The organism is Hymenobacter ruber, assembly GCF_054783255.1.
The window spans coordinates 168,101-190,639 of the sequence record NZ_BAAGQX010000003.1; the positions used below are offsets into that span (position 1 = coordinate 168,101).

At 53.7% G+C, this 22,539-nt stretch carries 15 protein-coding genes and 2 tRNA genes; 13 read left to right on the top strand and 4 right to left on the bottom strand.

The genetic code is table 11. From position 1 onward, the window contains the following. Positions 1-40 precede the first annotated feature (40 nt). On the bottom strand, positions 41-1,039 hold the full coding sequence (locus tag ACYVM5_RS07805; RefSeq protein ID WP_460617573.1) for an AAA family ATPase: 999 nt from the start codon (positions 1,037-1,039) through the stop codon (positions 41-43). A gap of 309 nt (positions 1,040-1,348) precedes the next feature. On the opposite strand from ACYVM5_RS07805, the gene ACYVM5_RS07810 reads away from it, so the two are divergent. The 8 genes from ACYVM5_RS07810 (at position 1,349) to ACYVM5_RS07845 (ending at position 11,813) form a co-directional block, all read left to right on the top strand. Then, a complete protein-coding gene (locus tag ACYVM5_RS07810; RefSeq protein ID WP_460617574.1) occupies positions 1,349-1,564 on the top strand; it encodes a PID-CTERM protein-sorting domain-containing protein in 216 nt (71 codons plus the stop codon). A 107-nt stretch (positions 1,565-1,671) separates the two neighbouring features. Beyond that, the gene (xrtX, locus tag ACYVM5_RS07815; protein WP_460617575.1) at positions 1,672-2,244 is read left to right on the top strand and encodes an exosortase X; all 573 of its coding nucleotides are present in this window, start codon (positions 1,672-1,674) and stop codon (positions 2,242-2,244) included. Beyond that, a complete protein-coding gene (locus tag ACYVM5_RS07820) occupies positions 2,237-2,743 on the top strand; it encodes an XrtX-associated membrane protein (RefSeq protein WP_460617576.1) in 507 nt (168 codons plus the stop codon). Before xrtX ends, ACYVM5_RS07820 begins: the two co-directional genes overlap by 8 nt. 286 nt (positions 2,744-3,029) lie before the next feature. Further along, entirely contained in the window at positions 3,030-5,243 is a 2,214-nt protein-coding gene (locus tag ACYVM5_RS07825; protein WP_460617577.1) for a T9SS type A sorting domain-containing protein, read from the top strand. A gap of 180 nt (positions 5,244-5,423) precedes the next feature. Then, the gene (locus tag ACYVM5_RS07830) at positions 5,424-7,631 is read left to right on the top strand and encodes a T9SS type A sorting domain-containing protein (RefSeq protein WP_460617578.1); all 2,208 of its coding nucleotides are present in this window, start codon (positions 5,424-5,426) and stop codon (positions 7,629-7,631) included. A gap of 269 nt (positions 7,632-7,900) precedes the next feature. Further along, entirely contained in the window at positions 7,901-9,172 is a 1,272-nt protein-coding gene (locus tag ACYVM5_RS07835) for a site-specific integrase (protein ID WP_460617579.1), read from the top strand. A gap of 48 nt (positions 9,173-9,220) precedes the next feature. After that, complete coding sequence (locus tag ACYVM5_RS07840; protein WP_460617580.1) at positions 9,221-9,634, top strand: helix-turn-helix domain-containing protein; 414 nt, start codon at positions 9,221-9,223, stop codon at positions 9,632-9,634. Positions 9,635-10,781: 1,147 nt separating this feature from the next. Continuing rightward, on the top strand, positions 10,782-11,813 hold the full coding sequence (locus tag ACYVM5_RS07845) for a hypothetical protein (protein ID WP_460617581.1): 1,032 nt from the start codon (positions 10,782-10,784) through the stop codon (positions 11,811-11,813). A 420-nt stretch (positions 11,814-12,233) separates the two neighbouring features. Here ACYVM5_RS07845 and ACYVM5_RS07850 read toward each other — a convergent pair whose 3' ends face one another. Then, positions 12,234-12,545 carry a helix-turn-helix domain-containing protein gene (locus ACYVM5_RS07850; protein ID WP_460617582.1) on the bottom strand — a complete coding sequence of 104 codons (312 nt, stop codon included), beginning with the start codon at positions 12,543-12,545 and terminating at the stop codon, positions 12,234-12,236. Between the two features lie 74 nt (positions 12,546-12,619). Here ACYVM5_RS07850 and ACYVM5_RS07855 point away from each other — a divergent pair, with 74 nt between their 5' ends. The 5 genes from ACYVM5_RS07855 (at position 12,620) to ACYVM5_RS07875 (ending at position 21,888) form a co-directional block, all read left to right on the top strand. Continuing rightward, positions 12,620-14,290, top strand: coding sequence for a T9SS type A sorting domain-containing protein (locus tag ACYVM5_RS07855; protein WP_460617583.1), 1,671 nt, complete (start codon positions 12,620-12,622; stop codon positions 14,288-14,290). A gap of 236 nt (positions 14,291-14,526) precedes the next feature. Next, positions 14,527-15,936 carry a TRM11 family methyltransferase gene (locus tag ACYVM5_RS07860; RefSeq protein WP_460617584.1) on the top strand — a complete coding sequence of 470 codons (1,410 nt, stop codon included), beginning with the start codon at positions 14,527-14,529 and terminating at the stop codon, positions 15,934-15,936. Next, a complete protein-coding gene (locus tag ACYVM5_RS07865) occupies positions 15,933-18,518 on the top strand; it encodes a sensor histidine kinase (RefSeq protein WP_460617585.1) in 2,586 nt (861 codons plus the stop codon). Before ACYVM5_RS07860 ends, ACYVM5_RS07865 begins: the two co-directional genes overlap by 4 nt. Then, entirely contained in the window at positions 18,511-20,319 is a 1,809-nt protein-coding gene (locus tag ACYVM5_RS07870; protein WP_460617586.1) for a hypothetical protein, read from the top strand. The genes ACYVM5_RS07865 and ACYVM5_RS07870 overlap by 8 nt, the downstream gene beginning before the upstream one ends. Positions 20,320-20,409: 90 nt before the next feature. Beyond that, positions 20,410-21,888, top strand: coding sequence for a TIR domain-containing protein (locus ACYVM5_RS07875; protein WP_460617587.1), 1,479 nt, complete (start codon positions 20,410-20,412; stop codon positions 21,886-21,888). Positions 21,889-22,239: 351 nt separating this feature from the next. Here ACYVM5_RS07875 and ACYVM5_RS07880 read toward each other — a convergent pair. After that, positions 22,240-22,322: transfer RNA gene (locus ACYVM5_RS07880), tRNA-Leu, on the bottom strand. Positions 22,323-22,411: 89 nt separating this feature from the next. After that, positions 22,412-22,487 (bottom strand) — tRNA-Gly (locus tag ACYVM5_RS07885). Between the last annotated feature and the right edge of the window lie 52 nt (positions 22,488-22,539).

Sequence of the window (22,539 nt, forward strand, 5' to 3'; positions counted from 1 at the left end):
TGGTCAGCCCTTTTTTTGTGGCCTTTGCCTTGCTGTGCGTCTAGCTAATGGGCACCTTCCGCAGAATAGCTTCAATCAAATCCTGGGTCCGAATGCCATCGGCTTCGGCCTCGTAGGTGAGCAGGATGCGGTGGTTGAGCACATCGGCTGCCACTTCCTTAATGTCTTCGGGCAGCACGTAGTCGCGGCCTTCGAGGTAGGCTACGGCTTTGGAGGCGCGGTGTAGGGCAATGCTGGCCCGCGGGCTGGCTCCAAACTGCACGGCCTGGGCAAACTCGGGCAGGTCGTAGTCGGCCGGCCGGCGAGTAGCAAACACCAGCTCAATCAGGTAGTTTTCCAGGGTATCCGAAATCTGCACCTGATTAATTTGCTGACGAATGCCGAAAATATCGTCCTTAGTTAGAATGGGTTGCACATCTTCTACGAAGCTTAGGTTGGCCATGCGGCGCATCACCTCCAGCTCGTCGGCCTTCTTGAGGTAGTCGACGTGTACCTTGAGCATAAAACGGTCTACCTGCGCCTCGGGTAGCGGGTAGGTGCCCTCCTGCTCCACGGGGTTTTGGGTGGCCAGCACCAGAAAAGGCAGGTCGAGCGGATAGGTGGTATCGCCGATGGTCACCTGCTTTTCCTGCATGGCCTCGAGTAGGGCGCTCTGCACCTTGGCGGGCGAGCGGTTGATTTCGTCGGCAAGCACGAGGTTGGCAAAAATCGGCCCCTTCTTCACTTCAAAAACCGATTGATTCTGGTTGTAAATCATCGTACCCACTAAGTCCGACGGCAGCAGGTCGGGCGTAAACTGCACCCGCTGGAAGTGCAGATGCAGTACTTTGGCCAGGGTCGAGATAGTGAGGGTTTTGGCCAGGCCCGGCACCCCTTCCAGCAGGATGTGCCCGCCGGTAAACAGCCCAATCAGCAAGCGGCTGAGCAGGGGCTGCTGGCCCACCACCACCTTGCCCATCTCCGAAAATACCTGGCGGATGAGAGGATGATAATCGACGGGTGCCGCCGGCACGGGGGGGGTATCAGAAGCAGGATTCATATGTAAGGCAATGGGCAAAACAGTAGCTGCAAGGTAGGCACAAGGCCGGGGCTGTCCGGCACCGGAGCCTCGGACTCATTCAGACGTGCCACGCCATCCATCCTATCGCCGGCATCTCTTCGAGCAACACATATTATTTGTGTATCACCCTAAAAATCAGGCATTAAATTCCAATCACACGTTCCAAACAGTGAAGGCAATGTAGAATTTGGCATCATTTAGAGGTATAATTAAAAGATTCTTCTACTTTTACACCCTCCTACTTTCACGTGCATTTATCAATTTACCCCACTGTCTGGCACCATCTCTATGAAGTCACTTTTCCTCAAGCGTTTACTTCCAGTCCTGGCGCTGGTAATTGCTTCCAGCGCCATCGCCCTGGCACAGCCCAATAACGGCGGCCCGGGAGCCGACCCGGACCCAGACCCCACCAACACGCCCATCGACGGTGGTGTGTCGCTGCTGCTGGCCGGCGGCGTTGCCTACGGCGTCAAGCACTTGCGGGCGCGGCGCAAGAAGGTATAGCTACTTTATTTATTCCTTTAGCCGTCAGAAACGCATTGCCTAACGCCCCCCGCCACTGGCCGGAGTGGCGTTAGACAATGCGTTTCTGACGGCTTATGCCTGGTTTTATGCCTACCTCTCCCGCCATTCGTGATTACGGTAGCCGGCAGTTGCTGCGCTTTTTGCTGCTAACCGGAGGCATGTACCTGCTCTGGTTTTTTAGCTACGAACAGTGGCTGGCCCTCGATGGCCACCTGGATTTGGCCCTGTGTGCCAACATCGCCCAAACCAGCGTCCGTCTGCTGCGAACCATAGGTTTCGACGCAGCCGTGGCTCCGACTAACGCCTACCTGCTGCTGATGAACGGCCACCCTTCCGTGATTGTGGGCATCCCCTGCAATGGGCTGGTACTTTATGCGCTTTTCGGTGGGTTTGTGTTGGCTTTTCCTGGCCCCTGGCGGCGCAAGCTATGGTTTATTCCGGCAGGCATGGTGCTCATCTGGACACTAAATATATTGCGCGTAGCAGCGCTGGCCATCAACCACAGTTACGCCTATCGGTCGGTCTATTTCAACCACCACTACACATACACCTTCGTGGTGTACGGCTTCATTTTCGGCCTGTGGATGCTGTGGGCCAAACGCCTGGCCGTGTACGACAGCCAACATTCTGCTCCGTCTACGACTTTTGTAGGTGCCTGATTCGCTTTACATTCAACCTGCAACACGCTCCCCGCAGGTGGGACGCTGGACGCTAACGGCGCTACTGCTGCTGGCGCTGCTGCTCATTGGCATCTACGATGACCCGGCCCTTACCTTTCTGACGGTAATGTGGGAACGGCTGTTGGCCGCCTTTGGCCTGCATCGCCTGGCGGCGGCTATGCAACAGGGCATCAATGGCGGTATTACCAAGCGCCTGCTGCCCGCTGTGGCCACCTACGCCGCCCTTTACCTTGGCATCTGCCTGCTGCTGCTGCGCCTGGTGCTGGCCCCGGCCCAATGGCGCATGGCGGTGAAGCTGTATGCCGGCATTCTGGGCATATATGTGGGCATTACCTTGGTGGGCAAGCTGGCCGGCGATGCCGTGTGGGCCTACCGGCTCAGCCGCCAGATTCTGGATTTTGTGGTGAGCCCGCTGCCGGTGGCTGGGCTATATGTGCTGTTTCGGGCGGGCTTTGGCCCGCGGGTGGCCCGCGCTTAGGGCAGGGCAATTACACATCGGGCCGAGAGCCTGGCTTGCTCTGGAACAAAAGCAGCTAAATATTTTTCCGTTTTTCAATCACAAAATCTCGTTGCTGAAGCGCTGAGGCTGGTTGTGCTTAAACTGAACAAAAAAACCGGGTTTAATTCCATCTTTTTGGAACCAAAATTGCGCACTGCATAAATGCCTTAACCTGGGCACTTTATCGTTCGATACGCTTGTCTGTACCACCGCCTCGGCGGAAGGTGCCCGGTACCATTTTGTCGATTTTTTCCTTCCGTTCAGCATGAAAAAACACTTACTTCTGGCCTTCCTTTTCATGTTTGCAGGCAGTCTGTTGGTGGGGCTGGAGCCGGCCCGGGCCTCGCACATACTCGGGGCCGACATGACGTACACTGCCCTGAGCAGCAACCAGTACCGCGTCAATCTGCGGGTGTACAACGAATGTTCGGGCATCCTGAATCCTGCCTACACGCTTGAATGCCGCAATGGCGGCTGCAATGCCACAGCCACCGTAACGGCCGCGCTCGTACCGCAGGCCAACCCGGTGATTCCGCTGCCACTGTGTCCCAGCACGCCCGGTAGCTGCGGCACCCCTTCGTTGGTTTATTCGTTCTACAGTTTCACCAACTACCAGGCTACCGTGACGCTGCCCCCCGGGCAATGGACAATGAGCACCAACAATTACGCCCGAGCTACGGTAGCCAACATTGTAGGTATGCCCGACCTGTACACCGAAGCATATCTGGACAACCGGGGCTCAAACGTTGCCAACACCTCACCGCAGTTTGATGGCCAGGATGTTCCGATTCAGTACGTGTGCGTAAACCAGCGCACCACTTTCGGCTTCTCGGCCATGGAGCCCGATGGTGACTCCGTGGTGTATTCGCTGGCCGCACCGCTGGCGGCTTGTGGCACGCCGGTAACTTATGCCCCCAGCCCATATTTCGGTATTGCAGACATCATCATCACCAGGACCCCGCTGTGCGTACTGAATATTTCGCCCTACCTGGGAGGCAGCTTATACACGCCCACCCTACCCATGCCCGTAGGCTTCGATACGACGGGCACCTGCCCGATTAAGCAGGGTGTACCAATCTTCCGGCTGAACCAGGAAGCACGCACCATCACGTTTGCGCCGAGCTACTATGCTCCACTCACACAAGCAGCTGACGGCCGCAACAAGTATCAGGTAGCAATTGAAGCCACCGAGTATCGCCGCGTAGATGGCGTGCGCCGCGTGGTGGGCCGGATACGCCACGAGGCCATGCTTATCGTGATGGATTGCGGGGCGAATACCGTGCCCAACCCGGGCCACCTCACCAGCGCGACGGCGGCCTCCAACGCCGGGGCCGTGAATACGACCGACACCACCAAGCTCACGGTGTACACGTGCAACTACGCGCGGGTCCGCCTCAATTTCACCGACCCCGACAACCTGCGCACGCCCAGCGCCCACCAGCAGCTCACCGTGACGCTGCCCACCGACATCAACACCAACCCGCAGCTGCTGGCCGGCGGCGACGTGGGAACCTTCACCCTGAGCGGCAATGGCACCGAGAACCCGGTGGGTACCTTCTACTTCCAGCCGGCCCCTACCACGGCGGGCAGCATTATCCGCATCAATGTGCGGATTGAGGACAACGCCTGCCCCGTGAAGGGCCGCCAGAACCGCGTCATCGTCATCAAAGTGCTGCGCAAAGCCTTTGCATCGGTGGTAAATACTGCGGGAAGCCCAAATCCCTTCGTGTATCTGGGTAACTCGCTGGACATCCAGGGGCTGGCCCAGCGGCCCGACTCAGTCCGGCGCATTGCCCTGAATACGACCGCCGCGCAAACTTACACTTACCAGTGGCGCGTGCAGGGTGATGGCCTGAACGCCGCCCAGGCGTCGTCGGCCAATATCACCGTGACCCCGACGGTCACCAGCCGGTATTTTCTCACGGTGACTCCCACCATTGGCGGCAGCGGCTGCGGCGATACTACCTCCGTATTGGTGCAGGTGCTGTCGCCGCTGGTAGCGCCCGTCATTTCGCGGGCCGGCAACGTGCTCACCAGCAACTTCCCCACTGGCAACCAGTGGTACCTCAACGGCCAGCTGATTGCGGGTGCTACGGGCCAAACCCTGGTGGTGACCACCGGCGGTACCTACACGGTGCGGGCAACCGTCGTGATTGGCGGCACCAGCTACACCACGCCCATGTCGGCGGCGCAAACCGTGCTATCGGCCCAGCGGGCGCTGGCCGGGGCCAGCCTGAGCGTGGCGCCCAACCCCACGCCCGACGGCCGCCTCAGCGTCACGCTCACCGGCTACCGCCTGCCCGTCGAGCTCACCGTGCTCGACGCCCTGGGCCGCCCGGTGAGCCACGCCGCCATCGCCAGCCCCAACCCGCAGGGCACCACGCAGGCACTGGACCTGGCGCGGCTGGGCACGGGCGTCTACGTGCTGCAAGTGCGCACCGCCGTCAGCCTGGAAACCCGGCGCATTGTGCGCGAATAGTTTTTGCCGCGACCATTTGAGCAGCCATGCGTTTTCGGTGTCGGGGCACTGGAGACGCATGGCTGCCACTCGCTATTTCCTTGAATTTCATTGATATATTACCCCCGATTTCAATCACCTTTTTCCTTTCACTTTTTTCAATTCTCTCACATGAAGAACCGTTTACCCTTTGTTCTATTCATGCTGCTGCTTCTGGGTGGCCTGCTGGGCGGGCTGCCGGCGGCAAAGGCCTCTCACCTGCTGGGCTGCGACATGACTTACACCTCGCTGGGCAATAACCAGTACCGGGTGAAATTCCGCCTCTACCGCGACTGCTCTGGTATCCAGGCATCGCCCTTCGTGCTGTCGTGCCGCAACGGGGGCTGCAATGCGACGGCTACCGTTACGGCTCCGCTCGTACAGCAGGGCGTTACCATTGCGGCCAACCCGCTGGGGCCCAACACACCCGGTACCTGCGCCAGCCCATCGGCCCTCTACCCGCTCTACGATTTCACCAACTACGAAGCAACCGTAACCCTGCCCCCGGGCCAGTGGACGATGAGTACGAGCCAAGGCAGCCGTCCCGACATCGCCAACCTGTTAAGCGCTAGCGGTGTAGACTTGTACGCCGAAGCCTACCTGGACAACCGTAGCAGCGGCAGCACCACGGTGGCCAACAGCTCGCCCCAGTTCGACCCACAGGACATTCCGGTTCAATATGCGTGCGTGAACCAGCGTAACTCCCTCGGCTTCTCCTCCATCGAGCCCGATGGCGACTCGCTGGTGTACGCCTTGGTTGCGCCTCTGAGTGCCTGCGGGACCGTCGTTTCATATGCGCCCTATCTCAATCAGCCCGCCCCCGTACTGATTTCCTCGAATCCGGTTTGCTTGTTTAGCCCAGTGGCCTTGGGCAATAATAATTTCACCCCCACACTGCCTATCCCGGTAGCACTGGATACGACCGGCAGCTGCCCCCTGCTAACCGGACGTCCGCGCTTCAAACTCAACCAGACGGCCCGCACCATCACATTCATGCCGAACGTGTACAGCCCGGCTACGTCGGCCGCCGATGGCCGCAACAAGTACCAGGTAACAGTGGAAGTGACGGAGTACCGCCGCATCAACGGCGTGCGCCGCGTGGTGGGCCGCGTGCGCCGCGAGGCCGTGATTATCGTTATCGACTGCGGGGCGAACAACGTGCCCAAGCCAGTGGTGGCCGTGGCCCGCACCATCAACTCCGGTACCAGCACCTACAACACCGTCGATTCCACGCAAATCGACATTGCCTCGTGCAGCTTCTCGCGCGTCTCGCTCAACTTCACCGACCCCGATAACCTGCGTACGCCCAGCGCCCACCAGCTGCTCACCGTCACGCTGCCGGCCGATATCAACACTAACCCCCAGCTGCTGTCCTCGGGCGACATCGGCTCGTTCTCCATTACCGGCAATGGTACCGAGAGCCCGGTCGGCACGCTGTATCTCCAGCCTTCGCCCAGCATGGTAGGCCGGCTCATTCGCCTCAACTTCCGGGTTGAAGACAATGCGGCGCCCGTGAAGGGCGTGCAAACCCGCGTGGTGGTGGTGCGCGTTGTGCGCAACAACGCGGCCTCGCTCGTAACGGCCGGGGTGGCCGGCGGTGGCTCAGCCGACCTCTGCGCCGGCGGCACCCTGGTGCTCCAGGCCAACGCCATGCGCCCGGACTCGGTGCGCCGCCTCTCCAACAACACTACCGTACCCCAGACCTACGCCTACCTCTGGACGGTGCGCGGCGATGGCCTGAACCAGGCCCAAGCCACCAGTGCCACCATCAGCGTGGCCCCCACGCGCACCAGCCGTTACAGCCTGGCCGTGTCGCCCCTCACCGGCTTCGGCACCAGCTGCGGCGATACCACATCGGTACTCGTGCGGGTGCTGCCAGCCACAGCCGCCCCGGTGGTCACGCGCAATGGCCTTGTGCTCACCAGCAGCTACGCCACAGGCAACCAGTGGTACCGCGATGGCCTGCCCATTGTTGGGGCCACCGCCCGCACCCTCACAGTTATCGCCAATGGGTCTTACTCGGTGCAGACCCTAGTAGCGGGTAGCACCCTCGGCAGCTGCCTGTCGCCCTTCTCGGCGGCCCAAACCGTGCTATCGGCGCAGCGGGCCTTGGCCGGCAGCAGCCTGAGCGTGATTCCCAACCCCACACCGGATGGTCGCATCAGCGTAATTCTTACCGGCTACCACCAGCCCATCGAGCTCACGATGTTTGATGCCCTGGGCCGCACCATCGCGCACCAATCGGTAGCTACGCCCAATCCCCAGGGCACCACCCAGCCGCTTGATTTGAGCAGCGTGGGTGCCGGGGTGTACGTGCTGCAGGTCCGCACGGCTGGCAGCCTCGAAACCCGCCGCGTGGTACACGAATAGCCCAGCCAGTACACACAAAAAAGCCGGCCACTTTGCGAAGTGGCCGGCTTTTTTGTGTGTACTGAACTTTGTACCGGAGACGGGAGTACCACGTACCGCAGACAACACCAATCCTTTCACTACGTAAACCCGCAAAAACACCCGTAGAGGCATTTTTACACAAAATTCAATCTCTTCACAATGGTGTTTTTTACGCCCTTTTACGGCAAGTTTGTACCCCACACTGTACCCCAAGCATACTTCGCGACATCTGTTAACTTTTCGAAACTGTGGCAACTGTATCCTTCCACTTAAAGGAGCCAAAGGCTGATAAGCCAACCGCAATTTTTATTTGGTTCAATCCCCAGAATGGTCAACGTCGCATTCGGTTGTATACAGGAGACAAGATTAGTCCAGTGTACTGGGCCGGTGGCCGAATACAATCAGCCATTACTAAGGGACGCGGGTTAGACCCTGACTTGAAGCAGGCCAATGAGTCTTTGAACGCCAGCCTGGAACGAATGGGGAAGCGATTGTTGGCTTATTGGGCAGAATGCCGGGCTGCGGGAATATTGCCTTCAGACAAACAGCTACGGGACGCTATTGAGCCAGAGTCGGCACCGGTTGAGACACTTGTTCCAGCAGTCGTTTCTCCTCTTACTGACCTGCTCGATTATAAAGAACGCCTCGCCCGTACACGACGCCCCAACACGGTAAAAGCTCTGGGTACGCTGTATAATCACTTGCGCCATTACGAAGAATACACGGGTAAGCTGTTGACCTACGAGAGTTTCATGGGTCATTTTTGGCATGATTTCACGGCTTACCTACTTAGCGAAGCTCGACTTGCTGACAACAGTATATCGAAACATTTAGCTCATTTTAAGCCTTTTCTAAGTGATGCCTACGAACACGGTCGTAATCCATCTCAAGATTACAAGCGCTGGCGATGGGTTCGTCGCGACCCTGATGTAGTAGCGCTTACTCAGCGTGAGCTTCATGCGTTGGAAAAAGTTAACGTTTCGATGCTTCCAGATTCAGCTCGCCTCGAAAATGCCCGTTCACTTTTTTTAATCAGTTGCTACACCGGGCTACGCTTTTCTGATGTGGCGGCGCTACGGCCTGAACACCAAAGAGGGGAATGGTTAAAACTAACCGCTCAAAAGACCAGCGAAAAGTTATCCATTCCCCTCCGGGGCAACCCAGTTCTTCCACTATTAGAGAAGCTGTGGGCTGGCCAAGTGCGTCCCATCTCGAATCAAAAGCTCAATAAATACATCAAAGATGTAGCCATGCTGGCTAAACTGAATACTCCAATTGAACAGGTTGAGTATCGAGGTAGCCAACGAACCAGTGAAATACTACCCAAGTATGCAGTGATTAGCTCCCATACTGGCCGACGCACTTTTGTTACGCTCTCTCTGGAAGGCGGCCTTTCATGGGAAACCATAATGAAAGCCACCGGTCACAAGGACTTCAAGTCATTCCGTCGCTACATCCAGGTAACCCCGGAAAGACTCCTCGCTGACTTTGCTCAGGTTTGGGGGAAGGAAGGAAAATAATCCCAGAAGCACCGGTAACGGGCCCGCCGGGCTTTTCGTAAAGTGAGTATGAAATCGACTCACATGCCAACAAGCCAGCCACTTACCAACTATGCCCCGCATGGAATTAATGCGGTATTACCCCTTCGAAACACTTGGCTTGAAACGCTGCTTTTGCCGGTTTTAACAGAGATTGAGCGCTATGCGCGACAAGCGGCACGCGAAGAATACAAGTCCCTTTTAGCTGAGCGAACAGCAAACGAAATTGCAGTTCAGCAACATGATGAACTGCTAACTGTCCAGCAGGCCGCTCGTGTATTAGGTGTCCGTCCCCAAACAGCATATGACTGGATTAAGGTAGGCAAGTTGAAGGCTAACCGGATTGGAGGGCGGGCCCTGCGGCTGAAGCATGGCCAAGTGATGGCAGTATTGCAAGAGTTAACCCAGCCTGATGGACGCCGCAAGTATGCTCGTCGTGCTTAATAGCATCCAGCCTCGATTCGATTTACTAAGCCCATGCAAAGCGAGTCATTTATACCTCACGCCTTGTGTTCAAGGGGTTTGTAGGTATCCTTTGGAACGGGTAACCATGTTTGGTATAACCGTTTTCCCGCATAATACTTTGCCAGTATGATTTGGGGTCGGCGCTTATGCTGGTGATGTGCACAACTTCAGCCAGGCACTTACTTCGAGGCGCGCGCTGGTGCCACTCTTCTTCCAAAGTGATTAGGTTTGGATTATCGGCCAATGGCTTTGCTCCAAGTACGCGGCAAAGATGAAGGTAACGGTCTTGGAACCCCGCTATATCATTCAAGTTAAGAGTGTTCATCTACGGGAAGTAAACCGGATATTCTTACGCACCTGTGGCGAACAGTAGAGGCTACACTCAAAATACGGAGAATGGGCGAGTACAGATGCAGGAAAAGTTTAACAACGTCAGCCCACGCACTCGTATGTAACTTATTGACTTCTAGGTTTTTGATTATCGCCGAGCCCGGAGAAGCTGCCCACAACATATTTCTGCTTCAAAGGGGAATGTTTTTCGTTTCGTTTCAGTAGATTGGTCAAAAGGAGTGAGAACGGCTTCACACCCATAAAGTAGCGCGTAGCGCATAGGAAACCTCTTACACTATGTGCTATGGGACAGGGCAATGGGCAACCCAGGATGAGGTGACAACAGCTCATTCATTGGCCTGCAAGGCTGTGGATGCTTGTGCTCGGGGCCCCGAGTAGAATACAAATTATTGCAGGCGCCAATACCCCGTCATGGGCAACCTGGCGCTTTGCCAGCCTGCACAGCTGCAGCAAAAAATGGCTATTCAATCCAACTCTTTTTACAAGGGCAGGCATCGCTTTGCCCTGTGTTTCCCTCATCTTTTGTAACGCGCTCCCCTTGTTAAATAAGCAAACATCTTCACCCCTATCCATTGGGCTTTATGATGAAGCCCAACAGATGGCACATTGGTTGAGGACTGAATCATTCGGATACAGTGTGGGTCACCCAGTACAAAAGAGCCTGCTGTACGCTTCGAACAGAATTCATGCATGTGGCAGCATGCCCCTTACTGGAAGTGACGGACGTTCGCATTGCGGGCACAAATTGTGTCCCAGATGCCAGAATGCCCTGAAAATGAAAAGATGGGCTAACCTCAAGCAGTTCTACTACAGCAATGTTTCCGCCTTACTGGATTACCGCCCATTTCATATGGTATTGAGTGTTGCTCATTCAACCATTGATAATAAAAACACTGATTTCTACTTCGACGGGCTCCTCAAGAAAGCGAGAGAGCTACGAGGAGCAGGAAACGGTGCTCAAGCTCGGCGATGGCATCAAGCCATTGCCGGAGGGTTGCAATCAATCGAAATTGAGAAAGGGAAAGACGAAACCGCTCATATCCACTTGCATTTCCTGCTGTTGGGGTTAAGCGACTTGCAGGCCAGCAAAGGCGGTAAGCCATCCGTCGAAGATTTATTCCGTGACAAGTGGATGAAGGAAACTGAGGCCGGTCCAAATGGACTTTACCTTGAGCCTCTTTACTGGAAGGAAGGTGGGAAGAAACTGTACTTCTCCCGCGCAGATGGCCACGGTGCAGACGAATTGTTAAAAGCGCTGAATAGTGGAGTACCATACATAACGAAGGGTACCAACCCAGTTGTTTTCCAGCGGATGAAGTCTAAGATGGCGTATGGCTACCTGGGTAGTTCCAGCCACAGAAGTGACCAGTTTGGCATCCTACACGGGCAAAGTAAGCAAACCCCATTCACCGATTTGTACTTGCTTAGTATCAACCCTCGCCCAACCAAACATGCATCAACTGGCCAGTTTCCACCAGAAGAAAATTGGCTCGGCGACACCCTGAGCTTTACTAAAGTTGAGCTTCCGGGACGAACGACGCCGACGAAGGAGATGCGTGCTGACTCAGCACATAGGTATCAACTGCAAGCTTCATACAGCAAGCATTCACCTACCACACCGAAAGCCCTTCGCAAGCTTTTCCGTAGTAGAAAGGCCCTTTTTCCGTCTTCTTCGGTTGTCCCGCTTCACTCATTTCTGGCGCTCCTTCTCAATCCAGAAGCGCCGAGTGTTACCCGTGCAAAGCGTACCAAAAGCTCTTCCAAATCACGCTTACGCCGTGTGTTTCTGAAAAACAAGAAAGACTGAGGTCCACTAAGGACTGGCTCCCTTTGCGCTTTATTAAAGTCCAAAAAATAACAGTACTCAACCCAAGCTTTTCTCATTTTTTGAGTTCGCCAAGGCAACACTACGCTTAAATAATGGAGTAGATAGTCACTGGCAAAAACCCCTTTCCAGCAATTTGAACGATAAAAACATCCCCCTTGAGCACTGTTAACCCTTAATACCTCAATAATCCGGCATCTTTCACGTCCCCCCTCCCCCATGTATCCGCTAACATCACCCCCCTCCCCCTCCTCCCATCCGGGTGAGGCACCCCACCCAGGAAATTTGCGGTGTGATTCTACTTTGCAAATTCGCTCAGTATACTAGTATAACAACACTTGGGCATCATGCCATCCAAATTACCTGATGGCCAAACCATTGACTGTACGCTGCGTAGTAAACTTAAGCTGAGTCCTTCTCCTCGGCTTCTTCCTCAATACCCTCGAATAACTCACCCAGTGTAACATGGTAATGGGCTGTCAGGGTGACGAGGGTCTTCACCGTTACGTTTTGCCTGTTGGATTCGACCCGGCCCACGTTAACGTTGGTCACGTCCAACACTTCCATCAGGGTCAGGTGCCGTGCCTCCCGCAAAGCCTTGAGCCGACGCGCTAAGGTGACCAATATGGGATGAATCTCTTTGCCTGCCATGCGGCAACAAAGTGCGTCTTCAACCGCGCCACCGGCAATAACATATAAGTTATTGCGCAGCAAACAATCATTACTTTTGAATCCGACTTTAACCTCTTATCGCTCAATCAATGCGCATTCTTCCACCAGTATTTTCCATGAAAAACCTCTTCACGTTTACATTACGAAGTGTCATACTTCTTCTCCTTTTGCTCTGGGGAGAAAATAGTCACGCTCAAGCTCCCGCTTGGCAAGGAGCTGTGGGAATTGCGCCATCGACGCTTCCCACATCCAACTATTCCATTGTACAGGCTACAGCCGCGGATGCATCTGGGAATGTGTACTTGGCAGGACGCTTCCAAGGAACCGTCTCTTTCGGGAGCATTTCACTAGTCAGTGCTGGATTGGAGGATGGTTTCGTGGCTAAATGGAACACCAATGGAGGGTTTGTCTGGGCGCAACGGGTAGGCGGAGCAGACAGAGACGAGGCCACCGCCATCACGATAAACGGTCCAAACGTTTATGTAGCAGGGTTTTTCTACAGCTCCTCAGTGGTTATTGGCAACACTACCTTAAACAATGCCGGCGGTAGCAACCCACGTACTGGAGATGCATTCATCGTCAAGTTCACCGATGCGGGCACGAGCAGCCAAGTCGTTTGGGCTCAACGAGCAGGGGGGAATGATGACGATTCCGCCACTGGAATCGCAGTTGCTGGCGGAAACGTGTACGCGACGGGATGGTTTTTGAGCCCTGCAATGACGTTTGGTAATATCACGTTAACAAATTCGGGCTTCTACGACATGTTCGTTACCAAGCTAACTGACAACGGCACAACGAGCAGCTTCACATGGGCTCGACAATCCAATGGATTGAACTTGGAGCAAGCAACTGCCATTGCGGTAAACGGAGTGAACGTGTATGTAGTGGGCACTTTCAGCGGTGGGACTATTGCTACATTTGGCAACATAACACTCACTAATACAAATAGTAGCGGTGATGTATTTGTTTCCAAGCTGACCGACACGGGTACCTCAGGGAGCTTTACGTGGACTTTGAGGGGAGTCGCAGGTTACGCCAATGCGGTTGCCGTAAATGGGGCCAACGTATACGTCGCAGGAGCAGGCGTTTTCGTCTCGAAGTTCACCGACGCGGGAGCGACAAGTGTAGCAACATGGACTCAATCAACTACCGGTAGTGGAGACAACGTGGCGAATGCTATTGCCGTGAACGGCACCAGCGTTTACGTAGCAGGTCGCTTCACCACTAATGGACTTCGCGTCGGGAATGCTACGCTTTACAATACCGGAACAATAGGCGGGGATGTATTTGTGACCAAGCTCACCGATGCAGGAGCCAGTGGTGGTTTTACTTGGGCACAATCTGCAGGCGGAACATCCAATGATTTTGGTGCCGCTATAGCAGTTAACGGAACAAGCATCTACGTGGGAGGCTTTGTTTCGCGTCCGGCCAGTTTTGGGAGTTACGTCGTAACGAGTTCCACCACCCTTTCCATCGGGTTTCTCGCATCACTCACCGATAACGGAGCTTTAGCAACTACTTCAACCGCTCAGCTACAGAAGGTGCAAGTGTATCCAAACCCCGCCCACTACGAGACCCTGATAACTATTCCGGCCATTGCGGCCGGGAATTCAGCCACGATTACACTGGTGGATGCACTGGGCCGTAGCCAACGGCAATACACCGTTGTATTACCAGCTCAAGGCTTGCACCATTGCGTAGACCTTACTGGATTATCTGGCGGCGTGTACTCTTTGCAGGTACAAGCTGGGGCAACGAAGCTCACCCAACGGTTAGTAGTCAACTAATGATGGACAGAAATCCCATCAAAAGCGCCTTCACAACTTGCGTAGGTGGCAGAACTCGATTCATAACGAAATTTGCTGGCAAACCCACCTCCAACAGCGGCGATACAACGCGGCGAAATCGTTAGGTTTGTAAAAAACGGGGGATTTCCGTTGCCGTCTCAGGTATTTGCTCTGGCGGTACAGTCCTTTTCTGACTTCGCTACGCCCTGCTTCGGCCTGAAACAAGCTCATTTCTTATGCAACCTCTACCACTCTTTCTACCGCATAATCTTCCCAAAAGGGAAAAAGCGCCACCATCACCCGAAAAACTTGATTCAAAGCTAGTTAAGCTCTTATCGGAAAAAACCGCGAGTGACCCACTGTACTGGAGCCTGCCAGACCGCAACCGGCGTCAGTTAGCACACGCGTTGTTTCAATACCCGGCTATGATGGTACCAGAGGTGCAACGGCGCCTCATCGAAGTGCTGTGCAAGGTGAAGCCTACTACGGCTTCACTCTACGACCCCTTCGTAGGCTCTGGCACCGCGCTGGTAGCTGGGATGCGCAACGGTCTTACATGCGTGGGCCAAGACATCAATCCGCTGGCCGTTCTGCTGGCCAACGTCAAAACACAACCATTCCGCTACCGGCGGCTGCAGCACCAAGTCGTAGCAGTTGTTAAGGGAGCGCGCGGCGATGAGAGACTGGACGTTGAAGTGAATTTTCCAGGCATTAGCAAATGGTTTCGTTCGGATGTTCAACGCGACCTCTCCCGCTTACGCCGGGCTATCGTTGCGCAGCCTGCCGAAGCCAGACCATTTCTGTGGGTCATTCTGGCGGAAACCATTCGACTAACCAGCAATGACCGTACGTCCACCTATAAGCTCCACGCACGGGCCACCGAAGAAGCTAATGAACGTAAAATCAACGCGATAGACACCTTTGAACTACTGGCCAAGCGCGGGTGTGAAGACTTAAAGGACTTTCACTTCACGCTGGCCAAAGCGCGATTGCTGGTCAAGCGGGCGACGTATAAAGGACAAGCCCGCGCTGAACTGGCAAACACTCAAGAGAAGGCAGTATCGCTGCCTGATACAACGCAAAAGTATGATTTATTGGTGACGTCGCCGCCGTACGGGGACAACACTACTACGGTTCCCTACGGCCAGCACTCTTACCTCGCCCTGAACTGGATTGAGTTGAGTGATATTGCTCACAACGTTGACCCGACCCTGTTATCCACAACTCAAGAGATTGACCGACGCAGCCTTGGCGGAGCCTTGGAGCACCAGAAACTGGCTGCCCTTACTGCAACTTTGACCAGTAAATCCGCCACGCTGGGGGCCACGCTGCAGCTGATGACGGGCAGTAAGGTCTACGCTCCCGCGGCGCGTATCGCTTCGTTCTACCGGGATTTGGACGTTTGCTTGGGCAACATTTTAGCGCAGATGAACTCCAACGCTTATTTGTGCTGGACAGTGGCCAGTCGACGGGTCAGCAATATTGAAATACCCATCGATATAATTCTCAAGGAGTTGATGGCTACGCGCAATGTAAAGTATGTGACCGCCATTGAACGCACCATTCACCACAAGCGAATGGCCAGCCGCAACAACACGGCCGACACAATGAAGAAAGAACGTATCCTTATATTCCGCACTCTATGAGTGGTGCAGAGGAGAACGAAAAGCAATTTGTCATTAGTGCCCACGTAGTGAGGCAACTGGGTGAACAATTGGTATCGGATGAAGTAACCGCCCTCATTGAGTTGGTGAAAAACAGCTACGACGCCGACGCACGTAGCGTGAGCATTGTGGTAGATACACGGGCCACCTACGTAGAGGAAGACTTGGCATTTGCGGTTTCGAATCCAACTACAACGCCCGGTTACATTACCCTTTCCGATACTGGAACGGGTATGGATGAAGCCGATGTGACTAAGGGATGGCTTTACATCTCCTTTTCGCTAAAGCGCGGCGTGAATGAGTTGGGTATCACAACACCCAAGTACAAAAGAGCCTTTCTGGGAAGCAAAGGGGTGGGCCGGCTCAGTGCTCAGCGTCTGGGTAGCAGATTGGACCTTTTCTCCCTGAAAGAATACCCCATTTTCGAGGCTCCAGAAGGGTCTCCGCCGAAATGGCGGACTGCTGATATTGGGGTGCATGTAGGCGTCAACTGGGAAGATTTTCAAGAGAACCGCCGCTTGCAGGACGTTCCGGTCTCCTTCGCCACATGGATGCCCGATAACGGCCGACCAGGCACCAAGCTCGTCATTACTGAGCTACAAAATCATCAAATCTGGCAGGAGCCGAGTAGCCGAAGCGCGCTCATGAGCACATTGGCTCAACTCATATCGCCCTTCGAGCCGGCCAAATCCTTCCGCATTAACCTGCAGATTGATAACATCGCTTACGACCTGTTCGAACTAACTAAAGGCGTCAGGGACACCGCGATTTCTACATATCGGTTTGCATTTGACGGGCAAGAACTTATCATAAAGGGTAAGGCAAAAACCAGCTTGTTTCGAGGCAATAATGACCCTGCACTGGCTCGGGATTACCAGGCGCTGATAGCTGGTGACAACGGGGCCAACTTTTTCGAGTTCCTAAAAGATGCTAAGGGTTTAGCCATGTTAAAACCCGGCAACGGGACCTGGTTTTTTGAGTACGAAATCCGGCTGCAGGTTGCTTCCTTGGGACTTGACGGCCTCGTAGCGTCCGGTAACGGAGATGAGCCGGCCACCCTGCTCAAAGGAGCGAACCCAGGGCCATTCCATGGCGAAATCGACCAGCTGGTGTACGACGCCGCGGATGCTACTGGAGAGGAATCGGTATTCAACCTGATTAATGACTACAAAGCTTATATCCGCCGCCAGTCCGGGGTTCGCATTTATCGCGACGGCTTCGGCATACGTCCGTACGGCATTGACGGCGATGATTGGATGGGATTCCAACACGGCACTACTTCGGGCAAATCATTTTACGGGCTGCGGCCCAAAAACCTGATTGGCTATATCTCTTTGACCGCCAAGGACAACGGCGTATTGGAGGAAAAAACAGACCGAGAGGGATTTGTTCTGAATCTGGCCTCACGCAATTTTTTCACCCTTGCATACAAGGTGCGAGATGAAATCAATGGCGTTTTAAACCGCGTGCGTCGACGTTACAATGATTACAAAGACCAGCAGTCCGTCGCGGAAGCTGAGATTTCATCGGCCACCGAAGTATTAGGCCGCCTCCGTGGCACTGCAGAGCAGGTCGCCGCATTGCGGCAAAAAACGCAGCAGGTTAATGTAGAGGCTGTGAGCACGGCCATCAACCGAAAGCTCACGGCCATTCGTCAAAATCCATTGCTGGAAAGCGGTAACGACGCGGCCTTACAGAAACTGCTGGCTGAGGCCCAGCAAGAACTGAACAAAGCCACCGAGGTCATTAATTTGCTCAAACAGGTACAGCAAGAATTGACGAATCTTGCCCCGCTGGCTACGTTTTTGGAAAGCCAGTTGGAACAGCTCAACAACCAACTAAGCGACGTTACCGAGTTAGCCGGGCTGGGCCTCACAGCTGAGGCGCTCTCTCATGAAATTGGCAACGTTGTAGACTGGTTGCTGGATGAGACAAAGCGTACGGTAGACTTTTTGCGCCAGCAACCCAGCACCGCTCCCGAAGTATTTCTATTCACCGAACGCGTTCGCTCCTCGCTGCATGCCTTGCGCCGCGAGACTCAACACCTCGACCCATCTCTTCGCTACCTTCGCGAAAAGCGGGAGATACTGGTAATGAGCAAGTTTGTAGAAGGCTTGAAGGAGTTCTACGAGGGTCGGCTTCGGTTTCAAGAAGCGGGAATTAAGTTTATCGTTGAAATCGCGCCAGACAAAGACTTTACACTGTTTTGCAGTCGAGGAAAGTTTACGCAAGTACTCGACAACTTGGTTATTAACTCCGAATATTGGCTCCGTGAGGCACTCCGGCAGCAAGTAGTGACGGCTCCCCGCATCATACTACGCCTCAACGACCCATACCTCGAAATCAGCGATAATGGCGTTGGCCTTGACCCAGGTATTGTACCGCATTTGTTCGAGCCATTCGTTACTACCAAACCGCGCGAAACAGGTCGAGGATTGGGACTTTTCATTACTCGTCAGTTGCTGGAGTCGATGGGTTGTTCCATTGACTTGCTCCCAGCTCTCAACCGCTTCAATCGCCCATATATTTTTCGGCTCGACCTGACCGGCGCCCGCCATGGCTAATTCTCTACCCGCTCTACCCGCAACCCAATCAGTCGAAGTTGTTCACAAACTGTTGAATGTCCTTGGGATTCAACGGGTCGTGTACATTGATGACTATTTTGAATTTGGCGCAACTCAAGTCATCGAACACGTGGTGGCGGGCCTTCTTACTGGTCGCAAGGCTGAGGTCCAACCCCTATTCGACGCTGACTTAGCAGGTCCCAGGCCTGATTGGGAGGCGGACATTACTGAATGGTGGGAGACAGCTGATGTACCAGCACGCACTGCAATTATAGAACAGATACAAGCCCTGCATCTTATTCCCGATGCAATGGACGGTCTGGCAGCTGGAGCTCTGCAATCATTGTTGCCCAGCCATATTGAATACTGTCCCGTATCGCCTCAAAAGTGGGTACACCATCGCGACGCTTGGTTAGCTGAGGCTTCGGTCACTCGCCGGTTAGTGTGCCTTTTTGATAAGCAGTTCAGCTACCTTCCTCCAGGCGACACCGTTCCGCTTGATGGCCTGGCAATGCTGGAGCATGCAGTACAAGCTGTTCGAGCACAAGTAGATGGTTATGATGGACGGGTGTTGTTTGGCATCTTTTCTCACGAATTCAAGGTAGAGGGAGAACAGCAACAAGGGGCTATCATCTGTAATGAGCGGAGGATTCCATCCAACGTCTTCCTACCCATATCCAAATGGCGGTACGATAAGCCGGACCGACTTGCTGAGGGTATCCAGATGCTGGTGCTCAATCTCTACGCCGGCTCAATGAAGAATACGGTTAAACGGGCTATGTCCACCGCATGTCGCCAAGCATGCGAAGAACTGGACCGGCTGGATGTATTCGATTTCGATGACATGGTATTGAAATCCTCACTGAATGAGGGGGTATGGGAAGGTGAAACTCTGGTGAGACTGTTTCTCTTGTTGCAGAAGCGCCACGGTTGGGAAGAGTTATTGTCGGCGACCACAGCCAGCAGTTTCAATACACTTGTCCAAACAGCGCGGCAACTGGCCTATCCCCGTCTATTCGGGGACCATGGAAGCGACAAAGCACTCGAAATGCGGCGCCTTGAGCTATACGTTGAAGGCCCTGCCCTAAATCGGGTTCATGCGCCTTTGGCTCTTGGCGACATCTTTGAAATTAATGCCAGCAAACGGTACATCCTGTTGGCGCCGCCTTGCGATATGATGGTTCGTTCGGGCAAGGAGGATGAAAGGGGACGGCGTGGCAAACCGGCCAATGAACTGAAGTGGGTAGAGCTTTTCCGTATTCACGACATCAGGACAGACCAAGTAGAAGGAATGACGCCTGGGCAACTACGTGTCAGCGGCTTTCTTCAACATTACAAAAAGGGAAATTTGGGCCGCATCTCCTTCAAAGACCGCATCATAGTATCCATTCAAGTCTTGGAGCTGGCCGTACTGAACGGCGATGGCACATGCCAACTGGACTTGAGTAACCTACCGGCTGTCCCATCGCAGTTCCACCCAGCTTGGCAAGCCCGCTACCCCCTACTGGTAGCGCATTTTCAGCAATTAGTCGAACCCATTCGTTTAGCTCAAGCTATACTCAGCAATAAAAGACTCGCGCCTGCAAAGCGGTCTGCATTAGAACAACTTATTGGTGTTCAATTGAATCCAAACAAGGCTTTACCACGGCCGCCTGTTTTTCAGAACGAAAAACTCAATTTTCACTTGAAGCGTTCGGCGAACTACCGCCATGAGGTCTCGCAACACCTTCTTGCAGCCTATACCGATTTTCTGAGTCGGCCAGCAGAAGAACACGATTTTTCTGCACTGGAAACAGATTAAACCAACGTGCCCAGCCGCTAAAACTCAGGTTTACAGCTTGAATTCCTTTCGAGGCGTCACTATTTTTACTAGGTACTAAACTCCGCAATAATGGCCGAGCAACTGGATGCGCCCAAAGTTTTCATCTCATACAGTTGGCAACCGCCCCAACACAAACTCAAGGTCATTGCCTTAGCCGAGCGCCTTGTCAATGACGAAGTCCATGTTATACTCGACGAGTGGGACCTTCGAGAAGGGCAAGACAAAAATCTGTTCATGGAGCAGATGGTGACTAACCCGGAAATCAAAAGGGTACTACTGATTTGCAATAAGCCCTACAAGGAAAAGGCGGACGGTCGCAAAGGCGGAGTGGGAGCTGAAAGTCTCATCGTATCGGATAGCATTTACTCGAAAGCTGACCAGACTAAGTTTATTCCACTGGTTTTTGAGTTCGATGAAGCCGGACAGCCATATACACCTGTCTTTGTAAACAGTCGAATCTTCCTCGATTTCAGCAACGAGGAGACATTCGAAAAGAATTACGAGCTACTCATTCGCAATATTTTTGACCAACCTGTCCACCGTCGTCCTCCCTTGGGAGTACGTCCAAGCTACCTGAATGACGAAAAACCGCTGGTGCTGGCAACGGCCCACCGCGTGGCAACCATTCGAAGTGCTTTTACCAATGAACGCAAAAATGCGCCCTTGCTGGTAAAGGAGTATTACCATGCATTCTTGACTGCTGTCCGCGGTTTTGCCCCAGAGGAAAACGAGGTCAATCTGGAAAATTTTATCGACTTCACCCTTGACCGCATGGAGCATATGAGGCCATTGCGGGACGATTTCATAGATTTTCTGGAGATGTATTGTGCAGTTGTTCCAGAACTCGACGAAGAAGCCCTACATGATTTCTTTGAAGAATTTGCTCAGTACTTCCATAGCTCCGGAGCTGCTCAGCCTGGTGAACACTTGGGAGAGGTCCGCTCGGATTACTTAAGGTTTTTTGCTTATGAATTAGTGGTGTATGCCACAGCCGTTTTGATAAGGAGGGGGCGTTACGCTTTCTTGGCCAGTCTTCTACGAGACACCTTCGTTATTCCGCGAGAGTATGGCCCTGTGCAGGTTGAAACTTACAACCTATTCAACCGCTACAACTTCACCTTGAACCGGTTTATGAACGAAAAGCGGCAGGCAAACCGTGTGAGTTGGGTTGCTGATAAACTAAAGGAACGAGCGACAGGGTCTTATTCATTTGAAGAACTCAAGCAAGCCGATATAGTATTATATTTTGTGGGATTGCTGCTTCATTTAGACCCAGAGTATAAAGTAAGATGGTTTTGGAAACCCGAGACAGCCGCTTACAACTATCAAGGATTGCCCATATTCGATAAAGCAGTATCTAAAAGACACTTCGACAAAATTAAGTGCCTCTTTGGCGTGGAGACGAAAGAAGAGCTTGTGGCTCAAGTCAACCAGGCACAGACGAGCGAATACATTCGCAACTGGCAAAATCAAGTTGAATGGACTTACCGTGGTCTACCCGACTTATCGCGGGGGCTAAGCCTTGATACCATGGCAACGGTTAGGTAGCGAGTGAATTGGTCAAAATTTGTGAAGCACCAAACCCAGCAGATTTCCATCCATCGTGGAAGCTTACGGATACTTGTTTTGGCCGTATGCTGGCCCCGTGCCTGCTTGGCGATGGATTTCGTGCTCAGAACAGTAGCGCGGTAGACAGACGCGAAATACTGGCCTTTTTGAACACTACTATTGAGCGAAGGCCTTGCCCCGTTTATGTTGCCAGTGATTTGGGTACGGCTTCTGCTGGGCCATTCATGATTTTAGACAGCACCCTACTACAACAAATCGAGAGGTTTGTGCCCTATAGTGTACCCTAAAAAAATAAAAACCCCGTTTGCAAGCTGCAAACGGGGTTTTTCGTACCGGAGACGGGACTCGAACCCGTAAGCCCGTGAAGGCAAGGGATTTTAAGTCCCTCGTGTATACCATTCCACCACTCCGGCAGGCTTGGCGAATGCCAAAACTACTTTAAAAAAACTGGACTCTGTTTAAACAAAAAACGCTGCCCGAAGACAGCGTTTTTTCGAACTTTTGGAGCGGGAGACGAGGTTCGAACTCGCGACCTCGACCTTGGCAAGGTCGCGCTCTACCAACTGAGCTACTCTCGCAGGAGGTTCAGAACAATTTTCGTTGTGCTGAATGGTGCGACAAAGGTAAGGC

Excerpts from the sequence above, each read along its gene's own strand:
- ACYVM5_RS07840 (WP_460617580.1), top strand. The coding sequence starts at position 9,221 with ATGAAATCGACTCACATGCCAACAAGCCAGCCACTTACCAACTATGCC.
- ACYVM5_RS07830 (WP_460617578.1), top strand. The coding sequence starts at position 5,424 with ATGCTGCTGCTTCTGGGTGGCCTGCTGGGCGGGCTGCCGGCGGCAAAG.
- xrtX (WP_460617575.1), top strand. The coding sequence starts at position 1,672 with ATGCCTACCTCTCCCGCCATTCGTGATTACGGTAGCCGGCAGTTGCTG.
- ACYVM5_RS07865 (WP_460617585.1), top strand. The coding sequence starts at position 15,933 with ATGAGTGGTGCAGAGGAGAACGAAAAGCAATTTGTCATTAGTGCCCAC.
- ACYVM5_RS07855 (WP_460617583.1), top strand. The coding sequence starts at position 12,620 with ATGAAAAACCTCTTCACGTTTACATTACGAAGTGTCATACTTCTTCTC.
- ACYVM5_RS07860 (WP_460617584.1), top strand. The coding sequence starts at position 14,527 with ATGCAACCTCTACCACTCTTTCTACCGCATAATCTTCCCAAAAGGGAA.
- ACYVM5_RS07825 (WP_460617577.1), top strand. The coding sequence starts at position 3,030 with ATGAAAAAACACTTACTTCTGGCCTTCCTTTTCATGTTTGCAGGCAGT.
- ACYVM5_RS07810 (WP_460617574.1), top strand. The coding sequence starts at position 1,349 with ATGAAGTCACTTTTCCTCAAGCGTTTACTTCCAGTCCTGGCGCTGGTA.
- ACYVM5_RS07875 (WP_460617587.1), top strand. The coding sequence starts at position 20,410 with ATGGCCGAGCAACTGGATGCGCCCAAAGTTTTCATCTCATACAGTTGG.
- ACYVM5_RS07870 (WP_460617586.1), top strand. The coding sequence starts at position 18,511 with ATGGCTAATTCTCTACCCGCTCTACCCGCAACCCAATCAGTCGAAGTT.
- ACYVM5_RS07845 (WP_460617581.1), top strand. The coding sequence starts at position 10,782 with ATGAAAAGATGGGCTAACCTCAAGCAGTTCTACTACAGCAATGTTTCC.
- ACYVM5_RS07805 (WP_460617573.1), bottom strand. The coding sequence starts at position 1,039 with ATGAATCCTGCTTCTGATACCCCCCCCGTGCCGGCGGCACCCGTCGAT.